Raw genomic sequence first — 18,489 nt, forward strand, 5'->3', positions numbered from 1 at the left:
CAGGCCGCATTCGCTGAGTTCGCGCGTCGAAGGATCAAGGAGCGCCAGGCCGAAGGGATCGCCCTGGGGCGTGTTGTTTCCTTCCAAGCGCTGCTGTCGATGGCCCTCGCGTCTCCGCTCTGGTGGAGTACGGCTCTAGAGAGAGGGCCACGCGCTCTCGGCGCATGGCATGACAGGGTCTCAAAGCCAGGGCTCCCCGGGCATGCATGAACAGGCCCGACTCCGGTACTCTTCTTGCATGACTCTTCTGACGGTGGGGGAGGCCGCCGAGCGCCTCAAGGTCTCCGACCGCTATGTGCGGCGTCTCGTCGAGCGCGGTGATGTGCCGGCCCGCCGCCTCGGAGAATCCTGGTTCATCGATGAGCGCGCCCTGGCCCGTCGTGCCCGCAGGGCGCCGGGTATCGGCCGCACCTGGGCTCCGCGGACCGCCTGGGCCGCCGTCGACCTCCTTGCCGGAGGAAACGGACGGGCCTTCCTCGACCAGCCGCGGATCTCCCGTCTGCGCTCCCGGCTGCGAACGCTCACCGCTGCCGAGATGCACCGACTGGCTGAGAACAGGGCCCGGCCCCACCGGTTCCACGCCTCGCCTCGAGCCCGAGCCAAGCTCGCCGACGTTCTCGTGCCCTCGGGGGTGTCCGCCCTGGATCAGTCGGATCTCGCCCGCCGCTTCGGGCTCGCCGCTGTCGAAGGGAACCAGCGGGAGGAGGGCTATCTGCTCGGCGACCTGGAGGCTCTCCAGTCGCGGCTCCGCCTCGACGCCTCGGCGGCGGGGGAAGTGGTGATCCGCCACATACCTGCACCCGTGGATCCCTCCGCCCTGCTTCGCACTGAAACAGTCGTGGCGCTGGACCTCATGGACTCCGACGACGTCCGTGAGCGGGCCGCCGGGCGAGAGGCCCTCGATCGACTGTTGCATCGTGTCTGAGCCGCGTCACCTGAGCGTGGAGGACCTCCTCGGATGTGAGGCGGGCCTCGGCGCTGGAGATGGCCTAGGGCGTGTCTGAGAATGGCTCCAGGGACCCGCTGAGATCCGGGGAGCCATGTCCCGGTTCCAGGTCGTCTCCGACGCCAAATCGGAGCTGATCGCCCCGCTGCTCCAGACCGCACGGGCCAGCAGGGCCGACCCTTCTCGGATGCCCGCACGATGGTCGAAGCGATCATCTGCCAGTGCAGGTGCGGGACTCCGTGGCGGGATCTGCCCGAGGTCAACGGGCCCTGAGAGGCCGCGTGGATCTGACATCGACGCAGGGTGCGGGCACTGGTCTGTCCGGGGGCTGACTCGAGAACTTTTGTTCGTACCCTGTCTGTCATGGCCACCCCTCTCCTGGAGCTCGCCGCGAGTCGAGGCGTCTGCTTCCCGCTGCGAGCCCGCCGGCTGACCCTCACCCCGTTCCGGGGTCTCGATGCACCCGCCGTGTGGAGCTTCTGCCGTCGTGAGCAGGTGTGGTCGTGGACCTCCGGCCGCCCGGAGAGTGAGAACGCGCTGCGCGAGTCCTACCTCGGGGCGGGGGACCGTCTCACCGTGCGGGCCGGAGACGTCATCGTCGGTGTCGGGAAGGTCGCGGTGCAGGACGCGTGGAGTCAGGGCGGCCCGCGGGAGGAAGCCCGGGACGCCCAGGCCGAGCTCGGCTGGACGATCGATCCGCGCCAGGCCGGGCAGGGCTATGGCACCGAGCTTGCGCGAGCCCTGCTGGGCTTCGTGTTCGACGATCTGGGTGTGCGGCGCGTGGAGGCTCATGCCTTCGCGGACAACGCTCCGAGTCTGCGCATCATGGAGAAGGTGGGGATGCGTCACGAGGGCACGTTCAAGGAGGAGTCTCTGCATCTCACGCGCGGCTGGGTGGATGGCGCCACCTACGCGATGCTCGCCTCAGAGTTCCATCTGTCCCTCACGCGGGAGTGATCCCGCCGGCCACGACCGCATGATCTACCGCTCCACCGCCGAGGGCCGTGTGCCAGCATGGGGCTGTGAGCCGGGTGGGGAATGAGCGTGAGTGGCGGTGGCGCACCGGTGTAGCGTCTGCCCTGGTGGGCTCGGCCGGTGTGTTCGCGGGACTGCGGCAGGACCTGGGACTGGGCTGGGGTCTGACGCTGGTGGCCTTCACGGCCCTCGGAGCGATGCTCGCCTTGCGAGGGGTGCATCACCGGGTCGAGGCGGAGCGGGCTCGCCGCAACGTGTTCGACGCCGGAGCCGGCTCCACCGCGTGGGTGATGCTGCTGATGGGGGCCGCGGTCGTTCCGGGGCTGGTGCTGAACGTGATCGACGACGCCGGCGTCCGGGCGGTCGGGGCCGGTCCGCTCGGCGCGGTGCTCGCTGCCGCCGCCCACGGCATCCTCGCGGCGACGACGCTCGAGGAGCAGCCCCGGCCCGAGCCGGTCCCTCTGGACCGGCGCAGGCGCTGACGTCGGGGTCATGGCCCCCCGCTCCTGAACACTGTTCAATTAACACTGTTAGAGTCCCTCGGGTCAGACCCACCCGGGGCCGAGCCCCGCCCACCGGAGAGGCCCGCATGACCGCCACCCAGGACGCCCCCGCCGTCGACCCCCGCCCCGCCGCCGCCCTCGACCCCGAGGCCCTCGTGGACCGCATCGAGGCGGGCCACGTGCTTACCGCTGAGGAGGCCGTCGCTGTGCTGGACGCCCCGGACGCGGACACGTTCCGCATCGTCGCGGCGGCCTCGCGCCTGCGCGAGAAGCACTTCGGCCGCACCGTCAAGGTCAACTACCTGGTCAGCCTCAAGACCGGCCTCTGCCCGGAGAACTGCACCTACTGCTCCCAGCGTCTCGGCACCGAGGCCGAGATCCTGCGGTACACGTGGCTCAAGCCGGAGGAGGCCGTCCGCCAGGCGGGCCTGGGCATCGCCGGCGGCGCCTCGCGCGTGTGCATGGTCGCCTCCGGCACCGGCCCCACGGATCGCGACGTCGACCGCGTGGCCGGCATGGTCGGCGACCTCAAGGCCCAGCACCCGGACGTCGAGGTGTGCGCGTGCCTCGGCTTCCTCAAGGACGGCCAGGCCGAGAAGCTCAAGGACGCCGGCGTCGACGCCTACAACCACAACCTCAACACGGCCGAGTCCCACTACGAGTCCATCTGCACCTCCCACACCTACGAGCAGCGCGTGGACACCGTGCAGCGCGCCGGCGCCGCCGGCCTGTCCTCCTGCAGCGGCCTGATCGCGGGCATGGGGGAGACGCACGAGCAGCTCGTCGAGGCCGTCCTCGCGCTCCGCGACCTGGACTCCGACTCCATCCCCGTCAACTTCCTCATGCCCTTCGACGGCACCCCGCTGCAGGGCCACCAGCAGCTCACCCCGCTCGAGTGCCTCCGGATCCTCGCCATGGTCCGCCTGGCCTGCCCGGACAAGGAGCTGCGCATCGCCGGCGGCCGCGAGATGCACCTGCGTTCCCTGCAGCCGGTCGGCCTGCAGGTGGCCAACTCGATCTTCCTCGGCGACTACCTCACCTCCGAGGGCCAGGACGCCGAGGCGGACCTGCAGATGATCGCCGACGCCGGCTTCACCGTGCTCGGCGCCGAGGAGCGTGCGCAGCAGGCCGCGGCCGACGACGGCGCCTCGGCCGGCGGCTGCTGCGGCGGCACGGACGACGCCGGCCCGTGCGGCTCCGGTGCGGCCGTCACTGCGGAGGCCGGGGCCGCAGAGGACGTCCGCCCCGACACGGGCGCCGAGGGCACCGTGAAGCCCGAGCTGCGCCGCCGGGGCGCGGGCACGGCCGAGCCCGCCAACGCCTGAGCGCACCGTGACCGCCCCCGCTGAAGCCGGCCTCCTCGACCGCGACGCCGCCCACCTCTGGCACCCCTACGGGGCCGCCGGCGCCCGCCAGCTCTACGCCGTGCGCGGTGCCCGGGGCGTCCACCTCGACCTCGAGGGGCCGGGCGGGGAGCGTCACCGCGCCATCGACGCGATGGCGTCCTGGTGGTCCGTGGTGCACGGGCACGGGCACCCCGCGCTCGTCGAGGCCCTGACCCGGCAGGCCGCGGCCTTCCCGCACGTCATGTTCGGCGGGCTCACGCACGCGCCCGCCGTCGACCTGGCGGAACGGCTCGTCGCGCACACCCCCGCCGCGCTCGAGCACGTGTTCCTCGCCGACTCCGGCTCGGTCTCGGTGGAGGTCGCGCTCAAGCTCGCCCTCCAGTACCAGGCGACGCGCGGCCGGCCCAGCCGCCGCCGATTCCTCACGGTCCGCGGCGGCTACCACGGGGACACCGCCGCGCCCATGGGCGTGTGCGATCCCGTGGACGGCATGCACGCGGCCTTCACCTCGCTCGTGGCTCGGCATCTGTTCCTGCCCCGCCCGCCGGCGGCACGCTGGGTGCCCGAGGGCTTCGCCGCGGCACCCACGGCACCCGACGCCGCTCCGGCCGGCCACTGGGAGGCCGACGACGCCGCCCTCGCCGCGTGGGAGGACGAGGCCCGCGCCTTCACCGCCGCGCATGCGGACGAGATCGCCGGCGTGATCCTTGAACCCGTGCTCCAGGGGGCGGGGGGCATGCGCGTCTACGACCCGCGCTGCCTCACCGTGCTGCGCGAGCTGTGCGACGAGCACGGGCTCCTGCTCATCGCCGACGAGATCGCCACTGGCTTCGGCCGCACCGGCCGCTGGCTCGCGTGCGAAGGGGCCGGCGTCGCCCCGGACGTGCTGTGCCTCGGCAAGGCGCTCACCGGCGGCACCATGACGGGCGCGGCCATGCTGTGCACCGCCGAGGTCGCCGAGACGGTCTCCCGGCGGGAACGGGGCATGCCCGGGGCTCTCCTGCACGGGCCCACGTTCATGGGCAACCCGCTGATGTGCGCGGTCGCCTCCGCGTCCCTCGACCTGCTCACCGACCCGCGCGACGGCTGGGCCGCCCAGGTGTCCCGCGTCGAGGCCGGGCTGCGCGCCGGGCTGGCGGCGGCCGCCGACCTGCCCGCGGTCACCGACGTACGGGTCCTGGGTGCGGTCGGCGTCGTGGAGCTGGACCGGACCGTGGACGTCGAGCCCGTCACTCGGGCCGCCGTCGCCCGCGGTGCGTGGGTGCGCCCCTTCCGGCGGCTGGTGTACGTGATGCCGCCCTACGTGAGCACCGACGACGACGTCGCCACGATCTGCGCGGCCGTCACCGGGGCCGTCGAGGAGGTCTGCGCATGAGCACCGCCGAGGCCGGCGCGGCCACGAGCACGCCCGCCGACCCCTGGTCCTCGTGGCTGGGCTCCCGGGCCGCCGTCCGCGCGCGCCGCGGCCTGGAGCGCCGCGCCGAACCGCCGGAGCCGGGCGCGCCGTCGTCGGACGTCGTGGACCTGGCCGCCAACGACTACCTGGGCCTGGCCGCCCACCCGGACGTGCGGGCCGCCGCCGCGCGCGTCGCCACCGAGGGACCGGTCGGGGCGCGGGCCTCCCGCGTCGTCACGGGGACGCATCCCGCGCACGCCGACCTCGAGTCCGCCGCCGCCGCGCTGGCCGGCGCGGATGCCGCCCTCGCCTTCTCCTCCGGCTACACCGCGAACCTCGGCGTCCTCGGCGCCCTGGCCGGGCCGGGCACTGCCTTCCTCCTGGACGAGCACGCCCACGCGAGCCTGCGCGACGGCACCGCCCTCGCCGCCACCGCCCGCTCAGGGGCGTTCGCCCCCCTGCCGGGCGCGTCGGTCACCACGGTGGAGCACAACAGCGTGCCCGCCTTCCGGGCCGCCCTCGGCCGGCTGCGCGCCGAAGGGCGGGCGCGACGGATCGTGCTGGTGGTCGAGTCCCTGTACTCCGTGCTGGGGGACGAGGCCGACCTGCCTGCCCTGGCCGCCCTGGCCGCCGAACACGGCGCCCTGCTCGTGGTGGACGAGGCCCACTCGCTCGGCGTGGTCCCCGGCGGCAGCCGCACGGGCGCCCTGGGACTGTGGGCGGGGCAGGCGCCCGTCGTGGTCACCGCCACCTGCTCGAAGGCCCTCGGCGGCCAGGGCGGTCTGGCCCTGTTCGGCGGGCCCGCCGCGCGGTCCTGGCGCGACCACGTGCTCAACACCGCCCGCACCTTCGTCTTCGACACGGCCCTGGCCCCCGTGCTCGCCGCCTCCGCGGCGGCCGCCTGCCGGATCGCCGCCACGGGGGAGCCCGCGGCACGGCTCGCGCGGGCCCGGGAGACGGCCGTGGACGTCTTCACCCGCCGGACCGAGCTGGCCGGGCACGTGGAGGTCGGGGCGGGCGCCGTCCACTCGATCCGCATGCCCGGACCGGAGCAGGCCGTCGCCGCGGCCGCGGAGCTGCGCGCGCACGGCGTCCTCGTGGGATGCTTCCGCCCGCCCAGCGTGCCCGACGGCATCGCCCGCCTCCGCGTGAGCGTGACCACCGCCGTCCCCGAGCCCCGGCTGCGGGCGGCGCTGGAGGCGGTGGCGAGCGTGGCCGCCCGGGCGTGGGGCGCGTCCACGGGCTGCCCGTTCGCCCACGGCGACCCGCGGCCGGAGGCCGTGCGCGGCGACCACCTGCGGATCTCCGATCCCGCCGACCTGCGGCGCGTGCTCACCGACCCCGGGACGTTCGCCTCGGACAACGCCCTCACGGCGGTCGTCCCGCTGAGCGGCCCGGCCCGCCGCATCCTCGCCGCCGCCCGCTTCCGGCTGCCGCCCGTGCTCGCCTCCGCCGGCGGGGAGGAGCACCGGGCGGTGCGTCGCGTCGTGGCGCCGTTCTTCTCCCCGGCGAAGGTGCGCGAAGCCCGCGGCCGGATCCTCGCGACCACCCGGACGGCCCTCACGGCCGCCCTCGCAGACACCGGCCGCGCAGGCGGGGCCGTGGACCTGGCGACCACCGTGGCGGCAGCGGTCCCGGCGCGCGTGATGTCCGCCCTGACCGGCGTGCCCAACCCGCCCGAGGCGCAGCTGCACCGCTGGAGCGCCGACTCCCTCGAACTGTTCTGGGGCTGGCCGGACGAGGACCGCCAGCTGCGGCTCGCCCGCTCCGCCGCCGACTTCCACCGGTGGCTGCGCGGGGCCGTCGTCGAGGCGCGCGGGGACGACGCACAGCCCGGCAACCTGTTCGCGGCGCTGCACGAGGCCGGCGTCGACGACGAGCGGATCGTCTCCCTCGGCTACTTCCTGGTGATCGCCGGGCAGGAGACCACCCGGCTGCTCATCTCCACCGCGCTCACCCGCGCCCTGGCCGACCCCGCCCGCTGGGCCGCGCTCGGCGCCGGGGCGGACGGGGGCGCCGGAGCCGATGCGGCGGAGGCGGCCGCGGCCGAGCTCGTGGCCGAGTGCCTCCGGACGAGCTCCTCGGTGCCCACCTGGCGGCGCCTCGCCACGGCGGACGTCCGCGTCGGCGAGCACGAGGTCCGCGCCGGCGACGAGCTCCTGCTGCACCTCAGCGGCGAACAGCACGACGACGCCCGGCTCGCCTTCGGCTTCGGCCTGCATCGCTGCCTCGGGGCCGGGCTCGCGGAGCTCGAGACCGCCCTCGTGGTCCGCGAGGTCGCCCGCCTGCTGCCGGACGCCCGGCTCACCGGGCCGCCGGCGACGTGGCTGCGCCTGCTCTCCTTCCAGGCGCCGCAGCACATGCTCGTGACGCCCGGACCGTGGCACGGCGGCGAGGACATCCGAATCGAGCAGAGTGGAGTGGACACATGCGCATCGAGGTCGTGACCGGCACGGACACGGACGTCGGCAAGACGTGGGGCACCGCCGCGCTCGCGGCCCGTGCCCTGGTGGCCGGGCTCCGCGTGCACGTGGACAAGCCGGTGCAGACGGGCGTCGCACCGGGGGAGGCCGGCGACGTCGAGACCGTCCGGGACCTGGTGGCCGCGGCCGCCGCATCCGGCGCGCTCGACGCCGCCGCTCCGGCCCGCCTGACCGTGTCCGAGGGGGCGCGGGTCGGCCCCGCGATGGCCCCCGTGGACGCGGTCGCCCACGCGGGGGAGGGGACGCCCCCTCTGCCGCCTCTGGGTGAGCAGCTGGGCCGGTGGCGTGGCCTCGCCGCGGGCGTCGACCACCTGCTCATCGAGGGCGCCGGCGGGATCACCGTGGCGTGGACCGAGGCCGACGAGGGGCCTGTGGACGCCGTGCGCGCGCTGCGGGCGGCCGGGCTCGACGCGGGGTTGACGGTCGTGGCGCGCCCCGGGCTGGGCACGCAGAACCACGCGCGCCTCACGGTGGAGCACGCCGCCGCCCGTGGCGTGGCGCCGGAGCGGATCCTCGTCAGCGGCGTGGCCGCGGACCCAGACCCCGTCGAGCGGGCCAACCTCGTGTTCCTGGCCCGCCTGGCCGGCGCCCACGGGGCGGTGCTGGAGACGGTGCCGCGGGGCACCCCGCCGCGCGTCATGTCGGCGCGCTGACCGCCGTCGTCGGGAGCGTGCTCAGCGAACGGCGCGGATCCGCCGCACCACGCACACCACGATCACCGCGAGACCGGTGAGCGCACTGACGGCCACGAGGGCGAGGCCGCCCACGAGGCCGACGTCCATCGCGGTGCTCGTGCCGAGCAGGTCCATGAGCACCGGGGTCGTGGCGCCGGAGTCCGGGTGGTCGCCGCCGTCGGGGAAGATGATCGCGGCCAGCGCGAAGGACCCCCAGGACACGCCCAGCAGCGTGTGCAGCAAGCGCCCCAGCCGGATGCCGCCCCGCTGCTCGTCCTGCGGGTTCACGCGGGGCAGGAGGAACAGGCTCCCCACCATGACCATGAGGAAGAGCTCGTGGGGCAGGGCCCCGAAGACCATGTAGATGACCGTCATCCAGCCGTTCGCGCCGAAGTTGGAGCGCAGGGCGAGCGCGATCAGGGGCAGGGCGAGGAGGACCAGCGCCCACGGCAGCACGGCCCAGGGGCGCCACGTGCCCACGCTCGGACCCTTGCGGGCGGGGGCCGGGGAGGCGAACTCCGAGTGCTGGGCGTGGGGCGCTGCGGTGCTCATGGAATCAGCGTAGCCAGAGGGTGGCATCCGTCACGCTGGTAGGATTCGGGGGTACGGCCTCCGCGTGCACCGTAAGGGGGCGTTTTCCATGTACGGGCCGGTCCGGGGCGACCCGCGGCCCTGAGGAGAGATGCAGATGCCAGCGATCGCGATCGTCGGAGCCCAGTGGGGCGACGAGGGCAAGGGCAAGGCCACCGACCTGCTGGGCGGGCGAGTGGACTACGTCGTCAAGCCGAACGGCGGCAACAACGCCGGGCACACCGTCGTCGTCAACGGGGAGAAGTTCGAGCTCAAGCTGCTGCCCGCCGGCATCCTCTCGCCCAACGCGACGCCCGTGATCGGCAACGGCGTGGTGGTGAACCTGGAGGCGCTGTTCGAGGAGATCGACGGGCTCGAGTCCCGCGGCCACTCGTGCGAGCACCTGAAGATCTCCGCCAACGCCCACCTCGTGGCGCCGTACCACCAGACCATGGACAAGGTGACCGAGCGGTTCCTGGGCCAGCGCGCGATCGGCACCACCGGCCGCGGCATCGGGCCCGCCTACATGGACAAGGTGGCCCGCCTGGGCATCCGCGTGCAGGACATCTTCGACGAGTCGATCCTGCGGCAGAAGATCGAGGGCGCCCTGCGGCAGAAGAACGAGCTGCTGGTGAAGCTCTACAACCGCCGCGCCGTCACCGTGGACGAGATCGCCGAGTACTTCCTGGGCTACGCGGACCGCCTGCGCCCCATGGTCGTGGACTCCGTGAACCTGCTCAACGACGCCCTGGACGAGGGCAAGGTGGTGCTCATGGAGGGCGGCCAGGCCACCTACCTGGACGTGGACCACGGCACCTACCCGTTCGTGACCTCGTCCAACCCGACCGCCGGCGGCGCGGCCGTGGGCGCGGGCATCGGCCCCACCCGCTTCTCCCGGACCATCGGCATCGTGAAGGCCTACACCACGCGCGTCGGCGCCGGCCCGTTCCCCACGGAGCTCTTCGACGAGATGGGCGAGCAGCTGCGCACCACCGGCGGCGAGTTCGGCGTGAACACCGGCCGCCCGCGGCGCACCGGCTGGTACGACGCCGTCATGGCCCACTACGCCGCGCGGATCAACGGCTTCACGGACTACTTCCTCACCAAGCTGGACGTGCTCACCGGCATCGAGAAGATCCCGGTGTGCGTGGCCTACGAGGTGGACGGCGTGCGCCACGACCGCATGCCCATGACCCAGACCGAGTTCCATCACGCGAAGCCGGTGTACGAGCACTTCGACGGGTGGACCGAGGACATCTCGGGCGCCCGCGCGTTCACGGATCTGCCGCTGAACGCCCAGCGCTACGTGGAGGCCCTCGAGAAGCTCTCCGGGTGCCGGATCTCCGCGATCGGCGTGGGCCCGGGCCGCGACCAGGTGGTCCAGGTCCGGGACCTCATCGAGGACTGACCCGGCCCGCCGCCCCGGCCCGGCCCGCCCTGGCCTGCACTTTCGAACGTGAAAGAGGGCGAATGGGCGCTTTCGAACGTGAGATAGGCCCTATCTCACGTTCGAAAGCGCCCGGGGGTCCGCCGGTCAGTCGGCCAGGCGGCCCGTCGTCGGGAAGCGGTCCCACACGCGGTGCGCGGGCAGGAGCTGCTTCAGCGCCGCCACGGCGGCCGCGCCGTCCGCCGCGGACTCGACGCCCTTGCCGGACACCTGGGCGGCCGCGAGGACGGCCTCCGCCGGCTCGAGGGCGAGGATCGCCTTCGAGTGGCGCCACATCTCCTGCAGCACTTTGACGACGCGCGGGTCCACCGCCTCGGAGTCGGCGGCGCCGGCCTTCTGGTCCAGGCTGGGGGCGGCGTCTGCGGCGGGGGCCGCCGGCGAGGCCACGACCACGGCATCCAGCTCGATGGACGCGGCGGTCAGGTAGGTCCGCTGGGCCACGATCTCCCCGGCCACGGGGCCGCCCTTCGGTGCGATGACCAGCGGGACCATGCCCGCACCGTGGATGCCCTGCACGAGGGCGTCCAGCTCCTTCTCGTCCACGGACTCGCCCACCACGACGCCGACCTGACGGCCGTCGAGCGGCCACGCGCCGCCGATCTGGGACAGCACGGGGGAGGGCTGCACGTCGGCCGGGGTCTCGGTCGGCGCGGGGACGGGGATGCCCAGGCCGTCCGCGACCTGCTGGGCCAGTCGCGTGTCGATCGCGGCGAGGTGGGCCAGCTGGCGCTCGCGGATGGTCTGCTCGTAGCACTTGCCGAGCTCGAACGTGTACGCCTGCGCCACGTGCTCGCGCTCCACCTCGGAGAGGGAGAGGAAGAACAGGCGCGCCTGCGAGAAGTGGTCGTCGAAGGACGCGGCGTGCGCGCGCTCCTTCACCGAGGCCGGCAGCGGCTCCGGGTGCTCGATGAACGCGTGGTCGTCCGCGGGGGTCTCGTACGGCAGGCCGCCGTCGAGCGAGTTGGGCCGGTACGGCGCCACGCCGCGATGCACGGCGCTCTGGTGGAAGCCGTCACGCAGCATGTCGTTGACCGGGGCGTGCGGGCGGTTGATGGGCAGCTGGTTCCAGTTCGGCCCGCCGAGGCGGGTGAGCTGCGTGTCCAGGTAGGAGAAGAGGCGGCCCTGCAGGAGCGGGTCGTTGGTGACGTCGATGCCGGGCACGAGGTTGGCCGGGTTGAAGGCCACCTGCTCCGTCTCCGCGAAGTAGTTGGACGGGTTGGCGTTCAGCGTCATGCGGCCGAGGGGCTGCACGGGGGCGAGCTCCTCCGGGACCAGCTTCGTGGGGTCGAGCAGGTCGATGCCCTCGAACATCTGCTCCTCGTTGTCCTCGAACACCTGCACGCCGAGCTCCCACTCGGGGAAGGCGCCGGCCTCGATCGCGTCGGCGAGGTCACGCCGGTGGAAGTCCGGGTCCATGCCGTTGGTGAGCAGCGCCTCCTCCCAGGTCACGGAGTGCACGCCGAGCATCGGCTTCCAGTGGAACTTGACCAGCACGGTGGAGCCGTCCGCCGCGATCAGGCGGTAGGTGTGGACGCCGAAGCCCTCCATCATGCGGTAGGAGCGCGGGATGCCGCGGTCGGACATGTTCCACAGGGTGTGGTGCTGGGCCTCGGTGTGCAGGGACACGAAGTCCCAGAACGTGTCGTGCGCCGACTGCGCCTGCGGGATCTCGCGGTCCGGGTGCGGCTTCACCGAGTGCACCACGTCCGGGAACTTGATGGCGTCCTGCACGAAGAACACGGGGATGTTGTTGCCCACCAGGTCCCACGTGCCCTCGTCCGTGTAGAACTTGGTGGCGAAGCCGCGGGTGTCGCGGGCCAGGTCCATGGAGCCGCGGGAGCCGGCCACGGTGGAGAAGCGGACGAACACCTCCGTCTCCTTGTCCTTGGCGAAGAGTCCGGCCCGGCTGATCTTCGCGGCGGTGCCGTAGCCGCGGAACACGCCGTGGGCGCCGGCGCCGCGGGCGTGGACCACGCGCTCGGGGATGCGCTCGTGGTCGAAGTGGCTGAGCTTCTCCCGCAGGTGGTGGTCCTGCAGGAGGGTGGGGCCGCGGCGGCCGGCCTTGAGCGAGTGGTCCGAGTCCTGCAGGCGCACGCCGTGCGCGGTGGTCAGGTACGGGCAGCCCTGCGCGGCGGTCGCGGGGTCGGCGCCGGTGTCCTGGCCGGTGGGGGAGACCTGTGCCGGACCGCGCTGGTCCGGGGCCGGGACGGCCACGGGCTGGTCCGGGTGGGTGAGGGCGGTGTGCTCCTCGAGGTCGGGGGTGATCGGCCCCGGCGTGCCGGGGATGTCGGGCTGCTGGGTGGTCATCGCGTCTGCTCCTGTGGTGTCGACGTGCCGCGCGGTGCCGCGCGGATCGGGGGCGGAGGACGACGGCGGCCGATGCGGGCCGACGTCGTGCCCGGTCCCCAGCGTGGCGGCTGGCCCCAGCGCTGACCAGGGCTGACGGCCACCGGCAGGGGCCTGGCTACCCTGGGGGCATGAGGATCAGCGTCGGACAGTTCGGGCCCGTGGGCGACGTCGAGGAGAACCTGGCCGTGATGGCCCGCCTCGCCGCCCGCGCCGCGGGCGAGGGGGCGGACCTCCTGGTGCTGCCCGAGGAGGCCATGCTCGGGGCCCGCGAGGTGGGGGAGGAGTTCCCCGACGCCGTCGCCGCGGCCTGGGAGCCGTTCGCCGCGGGCCTGGCGGCGCTGGCGCGGGAGCACGGGATCGCCGTCGTCGCGGGCGGCTACGAGCCGGGACCGGACCGGCGTCCCTACAACACGCTGCTGGCGGTGGGCGCGGACGGCGCCCGGCTGGGCGCGTACCGCAAGCTCCACCTCTACGACGCGTTCGCGCACCGCGAGTCGGACCGGATCACCCCCGGCGACGGCGGCGTCGCGGCGATTGAGCTCGGCGGGCTCCGCCTGGGCCTGCTCACCTGCTACGACCTGCGCTTCCCCGAGCTGTCCCGGCGTCTGGCGGTGGAGGGCGCGGACGTGCTCGTGATCCCCGCGGCGTGGTTCTCCGGCGAGCACAAGGTGGACCACTGGCGCACCCTGCTCAAGGCCCGCGCGGTGGAGAACACGGTGTGGGTGGCCGCGGCCGACACGTGCTCGGACGGCACCGTGGGCCACTCGATGATCGTGGACCCGCTGGCGCTGCCCGTCGCCGAGCTCGCCGACGAGCGGGAGGCCGTGGTGACCGCGGAGGTCACCCGCGAGCGGATCGACGAGGTCCGGGAGTTCCTCCCCTCGCTCGCCAACCGCCGCACCGACGTCCTCTGAGCCGCCCCCCGCCCGGCGGACGGGTCACCATTACCCCCTCGGGCTGGGAAAAGCCTAAAATCACGTCAGACGTGCAACCAGACGGGCGCCCCGGCGCTCGGAACGCGCCCCGCCCGGGGCGGGACGGGAGATCAGAGATGACCATCAACGCCGACGGCAGCCACGCCGTCCAGCCCCACGCCGCGAACGCCCACACCGCCCCGGCCCGCCCCGTGCGCCACGCCGTGGTGGAGGAGGAGGTGCTCGAGCCGCTGGGCCCGGTGGAGGGCTGGGGCTTCACCAACCGCGTCATCCTCGTCTCGGTGCTCGTCGTGATCATCGGCAACGTCGTGCGCGTGCTCACCGGCGACCTGGGTGATCCGAACGGCTCCGTGGCGCTGGGCGAGACCGGCCACGGCTGGGTCGTGCTGGTGCAGTCGTTCATGTTCGGCCTGGTGGGCGGCGCCCTGGCGGGCGCGGCCGGCTACCTGGTCGTGCTGCTGATGGGCGGGGCTGCCCGCTCCGTCGTGCGCTACGTGGTCGGTGGCGTGGTCGGCGGCTTCCTCGGTGCCGTGGGCCTGTTCGCGGTGTTCTCCAACACCGTCCTCTACGGGGCGGGCCTGCACCTGTTCTGGATGCTGCCGGTGGCGGGCCTGCTCGGCGGCCTCTGGGCGGGCGTCGTCTCCTCCCGCCGCTGATCCCCGCAACCGGCGCCTCGGGCGCCGGCCGCAGAGAAAGGCCCCGGTTCCGGCTCTCGCCGGGCCCGGGGCCTTCTCCGTCATCACTCGCACCTTCGATGAGGTGGCTTCAGCCTACGAACTCGCCTTGGGCTTTCCAGGGGAGTCGGCTGGGCGTTCCCTGGGAGTGTCGGCCGCCCCGAGCAGGTGCGCGAGCTCGCCGGTGGCGGCGACGAGGGCCGCCCCGCACCGGTCCGCCAGCTCGTCCGTGCAGCGGTAGGCCGGCACGAGCGTGCTGAGCGCACCGACCACCGTGCCCGCCACGCTGATGGGGGCGGACAGCGAGGTGACGTCCTTCTCCACGGAACGGGTGCGCAGCGTGTAGTCCCCCGCGGCCACGCTGCCGCGCAGGGCGTCGCCCACGGCCGTGCCCGCCAGGGGGACGGTGCGTCCGACCCAGTTCGTGTGGCGGACGGAGTGCGTGCCCTCCACGATCGCCAGGTAGACGGCGGAGTCCGGAGGGGTCGTCACCGAGAGGTAGACGGATTCGCCCGTGGCGGCCACGACGTGGTCCATCGGCCCGCGGGCCAGCTGCACGAGCGAGTCTCGGGAGAAGGCCCGCGCCCCGAGCTGGATGAGGCGCACGCCGGGGCGGTAGGCGCCGTCGTCGTCGCGGGCCACGAAGCCGGATCCCTCGAGGCTGCGCAGCAGGCGCAGCGCCGTGGACGCCGGCAGCTCCGTGGCGCGGGCGGCCTCGGTCAGGCTCAGCCGGGGCTGCTCGGTGACGGCGGCGAGCAGGTCCAGGGCCCGGTCCACGGTGCGCGTCGAGGCGGTGGGGGTGGTGGTCATGAGAGGGAGCGTAACGGGTGCGGGACACGCGGATCGGGCTTGCGCGTGAGCCGAGTCACTGTTTCAATGTTCGGAAAGTGCATGCCGAGCCGTGAAATCACCGGGGCTACCCGTCCCGGCGGCGCACGCACCCCGTCGAGAGGAACTGCCATGGCCGAGGGCTTCACCCAGCACGACCCGTCCCGCACCATCCGCGCCCCGCGCGGCACCGAGCTCTCCGCCAAGTCCTGGCAGACCGAGGCCCCGCTGCGGATGCTCATGAACAACCTGGACCCCGAGGTCGCCGAGCGTCCCGAGGACCTCGTCGTCTACGGCGGCACCGGCCGCGCGGCCCGCTCCTGGGAGGCCTACGACGCCATCGTCGCCACCCTCAAGGACCTCGAGGAGGACGAGACCCTCCTGGTGCAGTCCGGCAAGCCGGTGGGCGTGTTCCGCACCAACAAGTGGGCCCCGCGCGTGCTGATCGCCAACTCCAACCTCGTGGGCGACTGGGCCACGTGGCCGGAGTTCCGCAAGCTCGAGGCCGAGGGCCTGATGATGTACGGCCAGATGACCGCCGGCTCGTGGATCTACATCGCCACCCAGGGCATCCTGCAGGGCACCTACGAGACCTTCGCCGCGATCGGCCGCAAGCGCTACGACGGCTCCCTCCAGGGCACCCTCACCCTCACCGGCGGCTGCGGCGGCATGGGCGGCGCCCAGCCCCTGGCCGTCACCCTCAACGGCGGCGTCTGCCTGATCGTGGACGTCTCGGAGGACCGCCTGCGCCGTCGCATGGGCAAGCGCTACCTGGACGAGGTGGAGACGGACATCGACAAGGCCGTCGAGCGCGTCATGCAGGCCAAGCGCGACGGCGAGGCCGTCTCCGTGGGCCTCGTGGGCAACGCCGCCGAGGTGTTCCCCGAGCTGCTCGAGCGCCAGAAGGCCGGCACCGTCGAGATCGACATCGTCACCGACCAGACCTCCGCGCACGACCCGCTGTCCTACCTGCCGATCGAGATCGACGAGAAGGACTGGCACGCCGAGGCCGAGGCCGACCCGGACACCTTCACCAAGAAGGCCCAGGAGTCCATGGCCCGCCAGGTCGAGGCCATGGTCGGCTTCCAGGACATCGGCGCCGAGGTGTTCGACTACGGCAACTCCATCCGCGACGAGGCCCGCAAGGCCGGCTACTCCCGCGCGTTCGAGTTCCCGGGCTTCGTCCCGGCCTACATCCGCCCGCTGTTCTGCGAGGGCCTCGGCCCGTTCCGCTGGGCCGCGCTCTCCGGCGACCCGGAGGACATCCGCGTGACCGACGAGGCCCTGAAGGAGCTGTTCCCCGAGAACGAGCACCTGCACCGCTGGCTCGACGGCGCCGCCGAGTTCGTGGAGTTCGAGGGCCTGCCGGCCCGCATCTGCTGGCTGGGCTACGGCGAGCGCCACAAGGCCGGCCTGCTCTTCAACCAGCTCGTGGCCGAGGGCAAGGTCAAGGCGCCGATCGTGATCGGCCGCGACCACCTCGACTCCGGCTCCGTGGCCTCCCCGTACCGCGAGACCGAGTCCATGCTGGACGGCTCCGACGCGATCGCCGACTGGCCGCTGCTGAACGCCCTGACCGCCACCTCCTCCGGCGCCACCTGGGTGTCGATCCACCACGGCGGCGGCGTCGGCATCGGCCGGTCCATCCACGCCGGCCAGGTGGGCGTTGCCGACGGCACCGAGCTGGCCGCGGCCAAGCTCGAGGCGCTGCTCACCAACGACCCCGGCATGGGCGTCATCCGCCACGTCGACGCCGGCTACTCCCGCGCCGTCGAGGTCGCCGCCGAGCGCGGCGTCCGTGTGCCCATGGAGGCCACGATCCGGGACTGACCCCGGTCACGTCGTCGGACGGCGACGGTGCCGCCGCGCCGTCGCCGTCCGACGGCTTCACCGCCGCGAGCCGGACGGGCGGACGCCCGTCCGGCTCGCGATCGAAAGGACACCACGATGGACTCGTCCCGCCCCGCAGACCACGAGCTGCACACCGACACCACCGCGATGGCCGCGATCGAGGCCGACGCGCCCCGCCCGCCGGCGCGCTGGCGCATGATCGTCTACTCGGCGATCGGCATCGTCATGTTCTTCGTGCCCGTCACGATCAACGGGGCGAGCTCCATCCCGCTGGACCACCTGGTGACCTGGGTGCGCGGGCTGCTCGGCCCGGCCGACCGCTGGGTGGGCATGGCCATCATCGCCGCCGGCGCCGTGTACCCGTTCGCCTCGGGCCGCTGGCGCACCAGCACCACCCGGACGGTCTTCGCCTTCCTCGCCGTGCTCGGCCTGGTCGCCTCGGCGATGGTCGTGTTCGGCGTGGGCCCGAGCTGGATCCTGGACGAGAGCATCGGCCCGTTCCTGATGGACAAGCTCGTGGTGCCCGTGGGCCTGATCGTCCCCATCGGCGGCGTCTTCCTGGCCCTCGTGATCGGCTACGGCCTCATGGAGTTCGTGGGCGTCTACCTGCACCCGGCCATGCGGCCGATCTGGCGCGTGCCCGGCCGCGCCGCCGTCGACGCCGTCGCCTCCTTCGTGGGCTCCTACGCCCTGGGCCTGCTGCTGACGAACCGCATGTACACCGGCGGCCGCTACACGGCCCGCGAGGCGGCGATCATCGCCGTCGGCTTCTCCACGGTGTCCGCGACCTTCATGGTGATCGTGGCCAAGACGCTGGGCCTGATGGACATCTGGCTCTGGTACTTCTTCGGCACCCTCGCGGTGACGTTCGCGGTCACCGCCATCACGGTGCGCATCCCGCCGCTGAGCCGCATCCCGGACGAGTGCTACCCGGGCGTCACCCACTCGCCCGAGCAGGCCGTCACCCGGGACCGCTTCCGCGTGGCCCGTCGCGCCGCCGAGCAGACCCTCGCCGAGGCCCCGTCCCTGCCGAAGAACATCTGGGTCAACTTCCGGGATGGACTCGTGATGGTGCTCCAGATCCTGCCGTCCATCATGTCCGTGGGCCTGATCGCCCTGGTCCTGGCCACGTACACGCCCGTGTTCGAGTGGATCGGCGTGATCTTCTACCCGCTGTTCTGGGCGCTCGGCTACTCCGACCCCGGCCTGCTGGCCTCGGCCTCCGCCACCTCGATCGCCGAGATGTTCATCCCGGCCACGATGGCGGCCGGTCACGAGGACCTCGTCGCCCGGTTCGTGATCGGCGTCGTCTGCGTCTCCGCGATCATCTTCTTCTCCGCGGTGGTTCCTGCCATCCTGGCCACGGACATCCCCGTGAAGATGTGGCACCTCCTGGTGATCTGGGTCGAGCGCGTGGCGCTCACCATCGTGCTGGCCACGCCGCTGGCCCACCTGGTGGCCGCGCTCACCTGAGGCCCGCCCCACCGGCCCACCCCCGTCCGTCCCGCAGAG

The 18,489-nt window shown here is 73.3% G+C and carries 15 protein-coding genes and 1 pseudogene; 13 read left to right on the forward strand and 3 right to left on the reverse strand.

Annotated features, from left to right (window positions below):
- Positions 1-238: 238 nt before the first annotated feature.
- From AC3RJ9_RS00780 to bioD, 8 genes and pseudogenes are all read left to right on the forward strand, one after another.
- Positions 239-925 carry a helix-turn-helix domain-containing protein gene (locus AC3RJ9_RS00780; protein WP_036317302.1) on the forward strand — a complete coding sequence of 229 codons (687 nt, stop codon included), beginning with the start codon at positions 239-241 and terminating at the stop codon, positions 923-925.
- A 115-nt stretch (positions 926-1,040) separates the two neighbouring features.
- Positions 1,041-1,216, forward strand: a pseudogene (locus AC3RJ9_RS00785) (transposase); the annotation flags it as partial.
- 93 nt (positions 1,217-1,309) lie between these two features.
- Positions 1,310-1,903, forward strand: a complete 594-nt coding sequence (locus tag AC3RJ9_RS00790) for a GNAT family N-acetyltransferase (RefSeq protein ID WP_241252553.1) — start codon at positions 1,310-1,312, stop codon at positions 1,901-1,903.
- Positions 1,904-2,028: 125 nt separating this feature from the next.
- Positions 2,029-2,403 carry a hypothetical protein gene (locus AC3RJ9_RS00795; RefSeq protein ID WP_342344712.1) on the forward strand — a complete coding sequence of 125 codons (375 nt, stop codon included), beginning with the start codon at positions 2,029-2,031 and terminating at the stop codon, positions 2,401-2,403.
- Between the two features lie 107 nt (positions 2,404-2,510).
- The gene (bioB, locus tag AC3RJ9_RS00800) at positions 2,511-3,749 is read left to right on the forward strand and encodes a biotin synthase BioB (RefSeq protein WP_489727668.1); all 1,239 of its coding nucleotides are present in this window, start codon (positions 2,511-2,513) and stop codon (positions 3,747-3,749) included.
- 7 nt (positions 3,750-3,756) lie between these two features.
- On the forward strand, positions 3,757-5,145 hold the full coding sequence (gene bioA / locus AC3RJ9_RS00805) for an adenosylmethionine--8-amino-7-oxononanoate transaminase (protein WP_036315772.1): 1,389 nt from the start codon (positions 3,757-3,759) through the stop codon (positions 5,143-5,145).
- Positions 5,142-7,613, forward strand: a complete 2,472-nt coding sequence (locus AC3RJ9_RS00810; RefSeq protein WP_241252370.1) for an aminotransferase class I/II-fold pyridoxal phosphate-dependent enzyme — start codon at positions 5,142-5,144, stop codon at positions 7,611-7,613. The genes bioA and AC3RJ9_RS00810 overlap by 4 nt, the downstream gene beginning before the upstream one ends.
- Positions 7,595-8,302 (forward strand): ATP-dependent dethiobiotin synthetase BioD, encoded by a 708-nt coding sequence (gene bioD / locus AC3RJ9_RS00815; RefSeq protein ID WP_098093797.1) that lies wholly within the window; start codon positions 7,595-7,597, stop codon positions 8,300-8,302. Before AC3RJ9_RS00810 ends, bioD begins: the two co-directional genes overlap by 19 nt.
- Positions 8,303-8,323: 21 nt before the next feature.
- Here bioD and AC3RJ9_RS00820 read toward each other — a convergent pair whose 3' ends face one another.
- Positions 8,324-8,875, reverse strand: coding sequence for a hypothetical protein (locus AC3RJ9_RS00820; RefSeq protein WP_127435374.1), 552 nt, complete (start codon positions 8,873-8,875; stop codon positions 8,324-8,326).
- A 136-nt stretch (positions 8,876-9,011) separates the two neighbouring features.
- Here AC3RJ9_RS00820 and AC3RJ9_RS00825 point away from each other — a divergent pair, with 136 nt between their 5' ends.
- On the forward strand, positions 9,012-10,301 hold the full coding sequence (locus tag AC3RJ9_RS00825) for an adenylosuccinate synthase (RefSeq protein ID WP_206495682.1): 1,290 nt from the start codon (positions 9,012-9,014) through the stop codon (positions 10,299-10,301).
- A 126-nt stretch (positions 10,302-10,427) separates the two neighbouring features.
- Here the strand turns inward: AC3RJ9_RS00825 and AC3RJ9_RS00830 are convergent, their stop codons facing one another.
- The gene (locus AC3RJ9_RS00830; RefSeq protein ID WP_020624966.1) at positions 10,428-12,647 is read right to left on the reverse strand and encodes a catalase; all 2,220 of its coding nucleotides are present in this window, start codon (positions 12,645-12,647) and stop codon (positions 10,428-10,430) included.
- A gap of 170 nt (positions 12,648-12,817) precedes the next feature.
- Between AC3RJ9_RS00830 and AC3RJ9_RS00835 the strand changes: the two genes are divergently transcribed.
- Together AC3RJ9_RS00835 and AC3RJ9_RS00840 are read left to right on the forward strand one after the other, a co-directional pair.
- The gene (locus tag AC3RJ9_RS00835) at positions 12,818-13,603 is read left to right on the forward strand and encodes a carbon-nitrogen hydrolase family protein (protein WP_036315777.1); all 786 of its coding nucleotides are present in this window, start codon (positions 12,818-12,820) and stop codon (positions 13,601-13,603) included.
- A 137-nt stretch (positions 13,604-13,740) separates the two neighbouring features.
- On the forward strand, positions 13,741-14,280 hold the full coding sequence (locus tag AC3RJ9_RS00840; protein WP_036315779.1) for a hypothetical protein: 540 nt from the start codon (positions 13,741-13,743) through the stop codon (positions 14,278-14,280).
- Positions 14,281-14,394: 114 nt separating this feature from the next.
- On the opposite strand, the gene AC3RJ9_RS00845 is transcribed toward AC3RJ9_RS00840, so the two are convergent.
- The gene (locus tag AC3RJ9_RS00845; protein WP_041104426.1) at positions 14,395-15,108 is read right to left on the reverse strand and encodes an IclR family transcriptional regulator; all 714 of its coding nucleotides are present in this window, start codon (positions 15,106-15,108) and stop codon (positions 14,395-14,397) included.
- Between the two features lie 150 nt (positions 15,109-15,258).
- Between AC3RJ9_RS00845 and hutU the strand changes: the two genes are divergently transcribed.
- Together hutU and AC3RJ9_RS00855 are read left to right on the forward strand one after the other, a co-directional pair.
- Positions 15,259-16,956: a urocanate hydratase gene (gene hutU, locus AC3RJ9_RS00850; RefSeq protein ID WP_041104428.1), complete on the forward strand. Its 1,698-nt coding sequence runs from the start codon at positions 15,259-15,261 to the stop codon at positions 16,954-16,956.
- A gap of 117 nt (positions 16,957-17,073) precedes the next feature.
- Positions 17,074-18,450, forward strand: coding sequence for a YjiH family protein (locus AC3RJ9_RS00855; protein WP_119217593.1), 1,377 nt, complete (start codon positions 17,074-17,076; stop codon positions 18,448-18,450).
- The last annotated feature ends 39 nt before the right edge of the window (positions 18,451-18,489 follow it).

Source organism: Micrococcus sp. 63XJN7_6_ISO-PGPR-S23-444 (assembly GCF_058072765.1).

Bases quoted from the DNA above. Each gene is read 5' to 3' on its own strand.
- hutU (WP_041104428.1), top strand. From the start codon at position 15,259: ATGGCCGAGGGCTTCACCCAGCACGACCCGTCCCGCACCATCCGCGCC.
- AC3RJ9_RS00810 (WP_241252370.1), top strand. From the start codon at position 5,142: ATGAGCACCGCCGAGGCCGGCGCGGCCACGAGCACGCCCGCCGACCCC.
- bioB (WP_489727668.1), top strand. From the start codon at position 2,511: ATGACCGCCACCCAGGACGCCCCCGCCGTCGACCCCCGCCCCGCCGCC.
- AC3RJ9_RS00855 (WP_119217593.1), top strand. From the start codon at position 17,074: ATGGACTCGTCCCGCCCCGCAGACCACGAGCTGCACACCGACACCACC.
- bioD (WP_098093797.1), top strand. From the start codon at position 7,595: ATGCGCATCGAGGTCGTGACCGGCACGGACACGGACGTCGGCAAGACG.
- AC3RJ9_RS00835 (WP_036315777.1), top strand. From the start codon at position 12,818: ATGAGGATCAGCGTCGGACAGTTCGGGCCCGTGGGCGACGTCGAGGAG.
- AC3RJ9_RS00830 (WP_020624966.1), bottom strand. From the start codon at position 12,647: ATGACCACCCAGCAGCCCGACATCCCCGGCACGCCGGGGCCGATCACC.
- AC3RJ9_RS00780 (WP_036317302.1), top strand. From the start codon at position 239: ATGACTCTTCTGACGGTGGGGGAGGCCGCCGAGCGCCTCAAGGTCTCC.
- AC3RJ9_RS00840 (WP_036315779.1), top strand. From the start codon at position 13,741: ATGACCATCAACGCCGACGGCAGCCACGCCGTCCAGCCCCACGCCGCG.
- AC3RJ9_RS00825 (WP_206495682.1), top strand. From the start codon at position 9,012: ATGCCAGCGATCGCGATCGTCGGAGCCCAGTGGGGCGACGAGGGCAAG.
- AC3RJ9_RS00845 (WP_041104426.1), bottom strand. From the start codon at position 15,108: ATGACCACCACCCCCACCGCCTCGACGCGCACCGTGGACCGGGCCCTG.
- AC3RJ9_RS00820 (WP_127435374.1), bottom strand. From the start codon at position 8,875: ATGAGCACCGCAGCGCCCCACGCCCAGCACTCGGAGTTCGCCTCCCCG.
- AC3RJ9_RS00790 (WP_241252553.1), top strand. From the start codon at position 1,310: ATGGCCACCCCTCTCCTGGAGCTCGCCGCGAGTCGAGGCGTCTGCTTC.